The 10,527-nt window shown below is 70.0% G+C and carries 8 protein-coding genes and 1 pseudogene; 6 read left to right on the forward strand and 3 right to left on the reverse strand.

The genetic code is table 11. The features are described 5' to 3' along the window. Window positions 1-37 precede the first annotated feature (37 nt). The 6 genes from AIIKEEIJ_RS16205 (at window position 38) to AIIKEEIJ_RS16230 (ending at window position 7,036) form a co-directional block, all read left to right on the forward strand. Window positions 38-1,561, forward strand: coding sequence for an ABC transporter substrate-binding protein (locus AIIKEEIJ_RS16205; protein WP_161996118.1), 1,524 nt, complete (start codon window positions 38-40; stop codon window positions 1,559-1,561). 61 nt (window positions 1,562-1,622) lie between these two features. Further along, window positions 1,623-3,158: an ABC transporter substrate-binding protein gene (locus AIIKEEIJ_RS16210; RefSeq protein ID WP_161996111.1), complete on the forward strand. Its 1,536-nt coding sequence runs from the start codon at window positions 1,623-1,625 to the stop codon at window positions 3,156-3,158. A gap of 53 nt (window positions 3,159-3,211) precedes the next feature. Then, window positions 3,212-4,159 carry an ABC transporter permease gene (locus AIIKEEIJ_RS16215; RefSeq protein WP_006945898.1) on the forward strand — a complete coding sequence of 316 codons (948 nt, stop codon included), beginning with the start codon at window positions 3,212-3,214 and terminating at the stop codon, window positions 4,157-4,159. Continuing rightward, on the forward strand, window positions 4,156-5,061 hold the full coding sequence (locus tag AIIKEEIJ_RS16220; RefSeq protein WP_050035823.1) for an ABC transporter permease: 906 nt from the start codon (window positions 4,156-4,158) through the stop codon (window positions 5,059-5,061). The genes AIIKEEIJ_RS16215 and AIIKEEIJ_RS16220 overlap by 4 nt, the downstream gene beginning before the upstream one ends. Next, window positions 5,058-6,044, forward strand: a complete 987-nt coding sequence (locus AIIKEEIJ_RS16225) for an ABC transporter ATP-binding protein (protein ID WP_050035822.1) — start codon at window positions 5,058-5,060, stop codon at window positions 6,042-6,044. Before AIIKEEIJ_RS16220 ends, AIIKEEIJ_RS16225 begins: the two co-directional genes overlap by 4 nt. 2 nt (window positions 6,045-6,046) lie before the next feature. Continuing rightward, a complete protein-coding gene (locus AIIKEEIJ_RS16230) occupies window positions 6,047-7,036 on the forward strand; it encodes an oligopeptide/dipeptide ABC transporter ATP-binding protein (RefSeq protein WP_161996119.1) in 990 nt (329 codons plus the stop codon). 73 nt (window positions 7,037-7,109) lie between these two features. Here the strand turns inward: AIIKEEIJ_RS16230 and AIIKEEIJ_RS16235 are convergent, their stop codons facing one another. The 3 genes and pseudogenes from AIIKEEIJ_RS16235 to AIIKEEIJ_RS16245 all read right to left on the reverse strand — a co-directional run. Beyond that, window positions 7,110-8,939 carry a glycoside hydrolase family 15 protein gene (locus AIIKEEIJ_RS16235; protein ID WP_161996112.1) on the reverse strand — a complete coding sequence of 610 codons (1,830 nt, stop codon included), beginning with the start codon at window positions 8,937-8,939 and terminating at the stop codon, window positions 7,110-7,112. Beyond that, window positions 8,936-10,084 (reverse strand): alpha/beta fold hydrolase, encoded by a 1,149-nt coding sequence (locus AIIKEEIJ_RS16240; protein ID WP_161996113.1) that lies wholly within the window; start codon window positions 10,082-10,084, stop codon window positions 8,936-8,938. Before AIIKEEIJ_RS16240 ends, AIIKEEIJ_RS16235 begins: the two co-directional genes overlap by 4 nt. A gap of 125 nt (window positions 10,085-10,209) precedes the next feature. After that, a pseudogene (locus AIIKEEIJ_RS16245) lies at window positions 10,210-10,527 on the reverse strand (SDR family NAD(P)-dependent oxidoreductase); the annotation flags it as partial.

Below are 10,527 nucleotides of genomic sequence, written 5' to 3' on the forward strand. Positions count from 1 at the left end.
CCGAACCCCCCCGAGGAATCTGATGTTTCACAGATCGATGAAGGCCGCCCTGTCCGTGCTCGCCGTCGCCGTCGCGGTGGCCGGGTGCGGCAGTTCCGCGGCGACGGACGCCGCGCAGACCGTCGACCCGAACGCGACATTGCGCTATGCCACCACCTACGGTGCGTCGTCGTTCGACCCGCACAAGACGAGGATCACCAGCGACTCGATCATGCTCAACCTGGTCTACGACCGGTTGGTGCACCGTGATCGGGACGCGAATCCGATTCCCGGGCTGGCCGAATCGTGGGAGTTCGCCGACGACGGGTCCACCCTGACGCTGCGCCTGCGGCAGGACGTGACGTTCTCCGACGGCACCCCGTTCGACGCCTCCGCGGTGGTGGCCAACCTCGAACGGGCGATGCAGCCCGACTCGATCACCGCCGCCATGCTCGCCGGCGTCGCCGCCGTCGAGGCCCCCGACCCGCAGACCGTGGTCCTGCGACTCGACGGCCCGGGCGGGCAACTCGTGCTCACCCTCCCCGATCTGCCCGGAATGATGTTGAACCCCAACGCGTTCGGCACCCCCGACAAGGACGCCGCCCTGGTGCTGACCCCCGCCGGCACCGGACGCTACACCGTCGCGCACGCACAGCCCGGTGCGCAGTACGAGTTCGTCGCCCGGGACGGCTACTGGGATCCGGAGGCGGTGCAGGCCCGCGCCTTCGAGTGGATCGTGATGACCGATCCGCAGACCCGGGTGAGCGCGGTGGCCTCCGGTCAGCTCGACGCCGCGATCGCCACCCCGCTGTCCGTCGACCCGGCCGAACAACAGGGCCTCGAGTCGCACGTGCAGACCACCCTCAACAACTACGTGCTCAACCTCAACCGGACCCGCAGCGAGTTCGGGAACCTCGAAGTGCGGCAGGCACTCGCCCACGCCGTCGACCGGGAGGCCGTCGTCGAGACCGCACTCGAAGGACACGGCGAGGCCGCCAGCCAGAACTTCCCCTCCGGGTACTTCGCGCACAACGCCGCCCTCGACGGCCAGTACGCGTTCGACCCCGAACGCGCGAAGGCCCTGCTCGCACAGGCCGGTGTGCCGAACGGATTCTCGTTCGTCGCCGGCGCGTCGAACCTGCCGGAGAACCAGCTCATCGCGCAGATCATGCAGGAACAGCTGGCGCGGGTGGGGATCACGATGGAGATCCGGTCGATGACGCCGACCGACCTCAATCCCGCATTCAACCGCGGCGAGCTCGACGCCATCCTCACCACCCTGACCGGTCGCGCCGAACCGTCGCTGCTGCTGACCTCGTACTACGGGCAGGACTCGCCGCAGAACCCGTCGCACGACGATATCCCCGGCTTCCGGGCGGCGATGGAAGCAGCCAACCGGGCCACCGATCCCGGCGAACGTGCCGCCCTGCTCGGGGAGGTGAACGCGGTGGTGATGGATCACGCCGCGATGTTGCCCGTCGCGTTCGCCGACCTGGGTGCGATCACCTCCGGCACCGTCGTCGGCTACGAGCCGAGCCGGGTGCTCGACGAGTGGCGCGGCGTCGGGGTGGCCGCGCCGTAACACCCGTCTTCCTCCCACCCCGCGTCCCGTCTCCATCCCACGCCGAAAATCGGAGAACATCATGGCCCGTCGTACGAGACTCGCCCTGGGCGCCGCGCTGGCCGTCGCGCTCCTCGCCGGGTGCGGGTCCGCCGGCACCGCGACGTCGGACGCCGTCGATCCCCAGGCGACGCTGCGGTACGCCACCACCTACGGGGCGTCGTCCTTCGATCCGCACAAGACCCGGGTCGCGCAGGACAACATCATGCTGACCCAGGTGTACGACCGGCTGGTGCACCGCGACCCGGACGCGAACCCGATTCCGGGACTGGCCGAGTCGTGGGAGTTCTCCGACGACGGCCGCACCCTCACCTTCCACCTGCGGGAGGGGCTGCAGTTCCAGGACGGCACCCCGCTGGACGCACAGGCGGTCAAGGCCAACCTCGAACGCGCCCAGGAGCCGGACTCGATCACCACGACGATGCTCGCTCCGGTCGAGGCGATCGAGACCCCCGACCCCACCACGGTGGTGCTGCGGTTGACCGGACCCGGCACACAACTCGTCCTGACCCTGTCCGATCTGCCCGGAATGATGGTCAGCCCGAATGCGTTCGGCACGCCGGAGAAGGACGCCGCCCTGGTGCTGCGACCCGTCGGCGCGGGCCGGTACATCGTCGCCGACGCCCAGCCCGGCGCATCGTACGACTTCGTGGCCTGGGACGGCTACTGGGATCCGGAGTCGGTGACCGCCGGACGCTTCGAATGGGAGGTCGTCACCGACCCACAGACCCGCATCAACGCGATGGCGTCGGGCGAACTCGACATCGCGATGGCCACGCCGCTCTCGATCGACCCCGCCGCCGCACAGGGCCTGGACTCGCAGGTGCAGACCAGCCTGAACCACTACGTCCTGCACTTCAACCGCACCCGAAGCGAATTCGGCAATGTCGACGTGCGCCGGGCGCTGAGCACCGCGATCGACCGGCAGGCTCTTGTCGACTCCGCCCTCGAAGGTCACGGCGAGGCGGCCAGCCAGAACTTCCCGCAGGGCTACTTCGCCTACAACCCGGAACTGGCCGACCGCTACGCCTACGAGGAGCGGGCCGCCCGCGAGATGCTCGCGGCCGCCGGCCTGCCCGACGGGTTCACGTTCACCGCCGGGGTGATGAACCTGCCCGAGAACGAGCGGATCGCGCAGATCGTCCAGCAGCAGCTCGACGCGATCGGGGTCACCATGCAGATCCGCCTGCTCAGCCCGGCCGAGATGTCACCGGTCTTCAACCGGGGGGAGCTCGACGCCGTGCTCACCACCTTCTCCGGACGCGCCGATCCGTCGCTGCTGCTGGCCACCTACTTCGCCCCGGATTCGCCGCAGAACCCGTCGCACGACGTCACTCCCGGCTTCGCGGAGGCCCTGGCCGCCGCGAACGCCGAACCGGACCAGCAGACCCGGGGACGGCTCATCGGCGACGTCTCCGCCACGGTCGTGGACCAGGCACTGATGATCCCCCTGGCCTTCGCCGACCTCGGCGCCACCCTCACCGACCGGGTCGTCGGATACCAGCCGTACCGCGCATTGGACGAATGGGGAGGGATCGGCCTCACGGCCGCCGAATGACCGCTGCGGCAGCGCCCCGAGCGACACCTCGAGAGATGTAAAGGACCGGCAGGATGCTTCGATTGATCGGCCAACGGCTGCTCGCGGTGCTACCGCTGCTGCTGATCGCCACCGCCATCACGTTCGGCCTGATATTCCTGATCCCGGGCGATCCCGCCCATCGGATCGCCGGGGAGAGCGCGACACCGCAGCAGATCGAGGCGGTGCGCGTGGATCTCGGCCTCGACCAGCCCGTCGTCGTGCAGTATCTCGACTTCCTCGGCGGTCTGGCGCGAGGTGACCTGGGGACGAGCTTCACCTATCAGGCCCCCGTGCTCGAGATGATCGTCGACCGGCTGCCGGTGACCGTGTCGTTGACCCTCGTGTCGGTGCTGGTCGCGCTGGCAGTGGGTATTCCGGCCGGCATCATCGGCGGCAGCCGCCCCGGCAGCTGGCAGGACCGGACCACCAGCCTCGGGTCCACGCTGGGCGTCGCGACACCGAACTTCGTGCTCGGTCTCATCCTGGTGCTGGTGTTCTCCCTGCAGTTGAAGGCACTCCCCGCGACCGGGTACACACCGCTCGCAAAGGGGCTGTGGCCGTGGCTCAGCCACCTGCTGCTCCCGGCGATCGCGCTGGGACTGGCTGCCGCGGCCGAGATCGCCCGCCAGTTGCGCAGTTCCATGATCGACGTGATGCAGCAGGACTACGTCCGCACCGCCACGGCCAAGGGGCTGGGGCGACGTGCCGTCCTGTGGAAGCACGCCCTCAAGAATGCGTTCATCCCCACCGCGACGGTGCTCGGCATGCAGATCGCCTTCCTGCTCGGCGGCACGGCGGTCATCGAGTCGGTGTTCGGGCTCAAGGGACTCGGGGACTTCGCCGTGCAGGCGGTGCTGTCCGGCGACCTGCCCGCCATCCAGGGCGTGGTGATCTTCGGTGTCTTCGCGACGGTCGTGATGAGCCTGCTCGTCGACATCTCGTACGGCTACCTCAACCCCCGGACCAGGAGCGCCGCATGAGCGAAACCATCACGCCGCCGAAGACCGTCGAGGATGCGTCCCCGGTTGTCGTCGAATCCCCGCGCCGCCGGTTCCTGCGCCGGTTCCGTGGCCGCCGCGCAGCCGTCGCGGCGGCCGTGTTCCTGACGCTGATCACGGTGCTGGGTCTCGCCGCGCCGCTGATCGCGCCGCATGATCCGCTGGTGCAGGAACTGACGGCGCGCCGGCTGCCGCCGCTGAGCGAGGGCTATCTGCTCGGCACGGACAACCTCGGCCGGGACACGCTGTCGCGGTTGCTCTACGGCGCGCGGGTCGCCGTCTCGGCCGCGGCGATCTCGGTGTCGGTGGGGCTGGCGTTCGGCGTGATCCCAGCGCTGACGGCGGGGTTTCTCGGCGGCCGCTGGGACGCGCTGCTGTCCCGGATCGCCGACGCATTCCTCAGCTTCCCGCCGCTGCTGCTGGCGATGGCGATCGTCGGCGTCATGGGGCCGAATCTCACCAACGCGATGATTGCCATCGGAATCGTCTTCGGGCCCAGGTTCTTCCGCGTGGTGCGCGGCGCGGTGATCGCGGTGCGGGAGAACACCTTCGTTGAGGCGTCCCGCAGCATCGGCACCCCGACCGCGTGTATCGTGCGCAAGCACATTCTTCCGCACACCCTGTCCCCGCTGATCGTGCAGGTCAGTCTCGCCTGCGGCTTCGCCATGCTCGCCGAATCCTCGCTGAGTTTCCTCGGCCTCGGGGTCCAGCCGCCCGACCCGAGTTGGGGGCGGATGCTCGCCGAGGGACGCGAGGCCTGGAACTACACCGCCTGGCCCGTCCTGATTCCCGCCGTCGCCATCGTCCTTGCCGTGCTGGCCTGCAACACCCTCGGTGACGGCATCCGCGATTCGGTGGGCCGCGAGAACCGGAGCGAACGATGATCGAACCACTGCTGAGCGTCGACGGCCTCGGCGTCGAGTTCGCCACCGCGTCCGGCTGGACGCCGGTCCTGCAGGACGTGTCCTTCGACGTCGCGGCCGGCGAACTGGTCGGGCTGGTCGGGGAGTCGGGCTCCGGCAAGTCCGTCACGTGTTCCTCGGTGCTGCGGCTGCTGCCGCCCCGGCAGTCCCGAACGGTCGCCGGCAGCATCCGGTTCCAGGGACGGGACCTGCTGACCATGCCTGCTCGCGAACTGGAGTCCGTGCGCGGCAACGACATCGCCATGATCTTTCAGGAGCCGATGACCAGCCTGAACCCGGTGTTCACGGTCGGTGACCAGATCACCGAGGTGGTGCGCCGGCACCGCCGCATGAGCCGGAAGGACGCCACGGCCCGGGCCGTGGAGGTACTCGACCTCGTCGGAATCCCGAATGCCGCACGCCGGGTCCGGCAGTATCCGCACGAGTTCTCCGGGGGCATGAGGCAGCGGGTGATGATCGCGATGGCCCTGGCATGCGAGCCGAAACTGCTCGTCGCCGACGAACCCACCACCGCGCTCGACGTCACCATCCAGGCACAGGTGCTCGATCTGATCCGCGAGATGGCCGGACGATTCGGCATGGGGGTGCTGTTCGTGACCCACGACCTCGGCGTGGTCGCCGACCTGTGCACGGAGGTGGTGGTGATGTATGCGGGACAGGTGATCGAACGGGCCCGCACCGAGGCGCTCTACGCGGCGCCCCGGCATCCGTACACCGAGGGCCTGCTGCGATCGGTGCCCGACATCGGCGGCCGGACGGACCTGCACACCATCCCCGGCTCACCACCGCCGCCCGGCTCGATCCCCGTCGGCTGCCGGTTCGCACCGCGCTGCGCGCACCGGGCCGACGAGTGCGCGGTCGACGTGCCGCTGCGGCCGGTCGGCGACGACCGCGTATCGCGCTGCGCGCGGGTGACCGATCTGATCCTGGAGGGAACCTCATGACTGTGGACGTCGTCGAATCGGCCGCGAGCGCACCGCTGCTCAGCGTGCGGGGCCTGCGGGTCGAGTTCCCCGTCCGGGGCCGGATGTCGCGTAAGAAGCGGACGATCCGCGCGGTGGACGAGGTCGGCTTCGACATCCGGCCCGGCGAGACCTTCGCCCTGGTCGGGGAATCCGGATCCGGAAAATCCACCACCGCCCGCGGCATCCTGCGGCTGGTCGACGTCGCCGCCGGCTCGGTGGTCCTCGACGGCGTCGACCTCACCACGCTGAACCGGTCGGAACTGCGGGATGCGCGGCGCAACATGCAGATGGTGTTCCAGGACCCGTACTCCTCGCTGGATCCGTCGCGCACGGTCGGGGACGCCATCGCCGAACCGCTCGAGGTGCACACCGACCTGGACGCCGAGGCCCGGCGTCGAAAGGTGCGCCGCCTGCTCGAACAGGTGGGGCTAAGGGCCGAGCACGCCGAGCGCTACCCCTACGAGTTCTCCGGCGGCCAGCGCCAGCGCATCGCCATCGCGCGGGCCATCGCGGTGGAGCCGAGGCTGGTGATCGCCGACGAGGCGGTGAGTGCCCTCGACGTGTCCACCCAGAACCAGGTCATCGCGCTGCTCGAGGAGTTGTCCGCCGAGCTGGGCATCGCATATCTGTTCATCGCCCACGACCTGGCCGTGGTCCGGCACATCGCCCACACCACGGCGGTGATGTACCTGGGCCGGATCGTGGAGTGGGGGCCGTCGGAACGGCTGTTCACCGAGCCCGCGCATCCGTACACGCAGGCGCTGCTGTCCGCGGTGCCCGTCCCGGACCCCGTGCGGCAACGCACCCGCGTACGGATCCGACTCGACGGCGAGCTGCCCGATCCGGCGAATCCCCCGGCCGGATGTGCGTTCAGCTCCCGCTGCCCGCAGGTGATGCCGGTGTGCCGGGAACGCCGACCGGAGACCACCGAGGTGCCCGGCGGCGGGCAGGTGGCCTGCCACCTCGCGTGACGGGTTCGCCGGTGCGACGATCACGCGGCCGGCGAACTCCGGAACTCTCTTCCTCCACCTCGATCCAGCCGGTTCAGTGGAACGTGCCGACGTGCTCTGCCTGGTGCAGCGCCCAGGCGGCGTTGACCAGTCCGATGTGGCTGAACGCCTGGGGGAAATTGCCCAGCTGTTCCCCGGTGGCGGAGTCGATCTCCTCGGCGAGCAATCCCACGTCGTTGACGTAGCCCACCGCGCGTTCGAAGACCTCGGCACCTTCGTCGGTGCGACCGGCCAGGGCGAGGGCCTGGGCGAGCCAGAAGGTGCACAGCAGGAAGGTCCCCTCCTGGCCCTCGAGGCCGTCCACCCCCGCCGCGGTGTGGTAGCGGTGAACCAGGCCGCGGGCGTCGGTGAGCCGCTCGCGGACGGCATCGATCGTGGACAGCACCCGCGGGTCGTCCGGGGGAAGGAAACCCACGATCGGCAGCAGCAAGGCGGTGGCGTCGAGGTTCGATGCGCCGAAGGACTGCGTGAACGAACCGAGGGCCTCGTTCCACCCCTGCGTGAGCACCGCATCTCGGATCTCCTGGGCAGCGGCCGTCCATGCCTCGACATGGCCGTCGGCGTGGAGCCAGTCGGCCAGGGCGACAGCACGGTCGAGGGCCACCCAGCACATGACCTTGGAGTGCACGAAGTGCCGCGGCTCGCCGCGGACCTCCCAGATGCCGTTGTCGGGTTGGCGCCAGCGTGCCGCGGCGGCGTCGGCGAGGCCCACCAGGAAGTTTCGAGTCGGACTGTCGAGCGAGCCGACCTGGTCACGGAGCTGGGCGGCGGCGTCGAGCAATTCGCCGTAGGTGTCGAGCTGGGGCTGGGTCCAGGCACCGTTCCCCACCCGGACGGGCTTGCTGCCACGCCAGCCGGAGAGGTGCGGAAGGGTCCGCTCCGACAGGTCGTGCTCCCCGCCGATGCCGAACATGATCTGGAGGGGGCGGTTGGTGTAGGAGCAGGCAGCGGCAGTGGCCATGAAATCGAAGAACTCGTGTGCCTCGTCCGGACAGGCAGCGACCCACAACGCTTGCATGGTCATGCTGGCGTCGCGCACCCAGGAGTAGCGATAGTCCCAGTTGCGCGCACCGCCGACCTGCTCGGGAAGCGAGGTGGTGACTGCCGCCACGATCGCGCCGGTGGGCTGGTAGCTCAAGGCCTGCAGCACCCGTCCCGAGTGGTGGACCAGGTCGCGCGCGCGGCCCTGGTAGGCCTGGTGCTGCGCCGACCAGTCCTGCCAGCCGGTCGTCGTGTCGTCGACCGCTGCCCTGACGGCGGCTCCGGGACGCACCGGCGGGACGGGTGCGCCGAGTGCCGCGTGCTGCAGCGCGAAGTACGCGCTCTCCCCGGCGTGCAGGTCGAGCTGGGCCCGGGCTGCGCCGCCGCCGACCTCGAGGGGCACCGTGCTCGACAGGGTCAACCGGCTCGCCCCACCGGCGGCCGTGATCCCGCCGTCGACGGCGGTCAGTACCGGCGCGACGAGACCGTACTCCGGACGAGGCCGGAACAGCAGCTCCGCGCTGACGCTGCCGCGGGTGCAGCTGACGGTCCGGGCCAGCATGTGCGGCGCATGCTCCCCCAGGCGATGGGGGTCCTGCGCATCCCCGAGGATCAGGGCATCGCGCAGCTCGAGGGTCCCTCCGCCGGTGTGGAAGAGCGTGCGAAGAACCATGCTGCCCTCGACGTACTCGCGCCGAACCCGGAATTCGCCGGCCGGCCGGATCGACCAGTGCCCGGCGTTGTCGTCGAGGATCGCGGCGAAGATCGAGGGGCTGTCGAAGCGGGGCATACACAGCCAGTCGATCGAACCGTCGGACGACACCAGTGCGGCCGAGTGCCGATCCGAGAGCAGTGCGTAGTCGCCGATGGGCAGCGAACTCATGCCGGTGCCGGCCCGGTCGTCGCCGTCGGTGCGTCGCGGGTCTCCCGGTCGGCGGGGTCACCGGCTGCGAGGGCGGTGTCCACCACGATCTCCGAGTGCAGCGTCCGGTGCACCGGACAGCGGTCGGCGATGTCGAGCAGACGCTGCCGCTGTTGCTCGTCGAGAACACCGGCGAGGTGGATCACGCGTTCGATCTTGTCGAGCCGCCCGGTCCGGGTCTCGCAGTCCTCGCAGTCCGCGGCGTGGATCCGGCTGTGACGCAGGGAAACCGTCACGTTCTCCAGGGGCCATTGCTTGCGATCGGCGTACATGCGCAGCGTCATCGACGTGCAGGCGCCGAGGGAGGCGAGCAGCAGGTCGTACGGCGAAGGCCCGGTGTCGTCGCCCACCGGTGTGGGCTCATCGGCGGTGATCAGGTGCCGGCCGAGGGTGATGCGCTGCCCGAACCGGGTGGCTCCGTTCCCGGTGACCTCGACGACGCCTTCGGCCGAGGCCGGCGCGGTGGGCGCCTGCGCCGCAGCGTTCTCGTCGAGGTACCTGCTCGCCCATGTCGCCAGCAGCGAGGCGGCGAACCGGGCGTCGGACTGCCGGGTGAGCAGGTGGTCGGCGCCGTCGAGGGAGAGGAAGGACTTGGGGTGGCGGGCGGCCGCGAAGATCTGTCGGGCGTTGTCGATGCCGACCGTGTCGTCGGTGGGGGAGTGCATCACCAGCAGTGCGGTACCGGGTCGGTGGATCCGCTCGGTCCCGGCCGGGGCACCGATCGTGATCACGGCTCGCGTCTCGGGCACGTGCTCGCTCGCCGCGAGGACGGCCGTGCCGCCGCGGGAGTGGCCGATCAGGATGCTGGGAGCGGCATGGTGGGTGCGCAGGAAATCCGCCGCACGCACGAGGTCGGCGACATCGGGACCGGAGGTGGTGCCGGCACAGTCCCCGCCGGACCCACCGCGACCGGCGAAGTCGAAGCGCAGGACGGCGATGTCGTGCTCGGTGAGGACCTCCGAGATCCGCGCCGCCGGTACGTCCTCGCTGGAGGGGAAGCAGTGCGCGAACAGTGCGAACGCGCGCGGCGTGCCCTCCGGCAGGTCCAGCCGGCCCGCCAGTTCCGTAGCGCCGGAGCCGGCGAAGTCGAGTCTCTCGCTGTGCATGCTGCCGCTCCCTTTCACCCTCTCGCCCGAGGCTATCTCGTCCTCGGGAAACCCGGTGAGAACCGCGGAAGATCCGCACCCGCAGGGGTGATCACGGCGTCTCGCCCGGTGCGCCGGACAGCGGATCAGTACAGCGGGCCGCCGCCGAACGCGGCCCGATGCGAATCCGGTTGATTGCCTTCGACGTCGACGACCCCGTAGTCGAGGGCGGTCTCGGCGGTGATCAGGGTGCGCCCGCTGCGCTCGTTCACCTTCGGATCGTTCGCCAGCGCGACGATCACGCGGCCGACGAACTCCGGGGTCTCGGCGTTGGCGAGGGAGAAGCCCTCGAAGTTGTCGATGCCGCGGGCGAGCATCGCCTCGTTCTTCACCAGTCCCGGCCACAGCGACAGGGCGGTGACGCCGGTGCCGGCGAGATCGACGGCCATGTCGGCGGCCATCTT

Source organism: Rhodococcus sp. YH1, from assembly GCF_009939605.1.
In the GTDB taxonomy this organism is placed as follows: domain Bacteria; phylum Actinomycetota; class Actinomycetes; order Mycobacteriales; family Mycobacteriaceae; genus Rhodococcus; species Rhodococcus aetherivorans.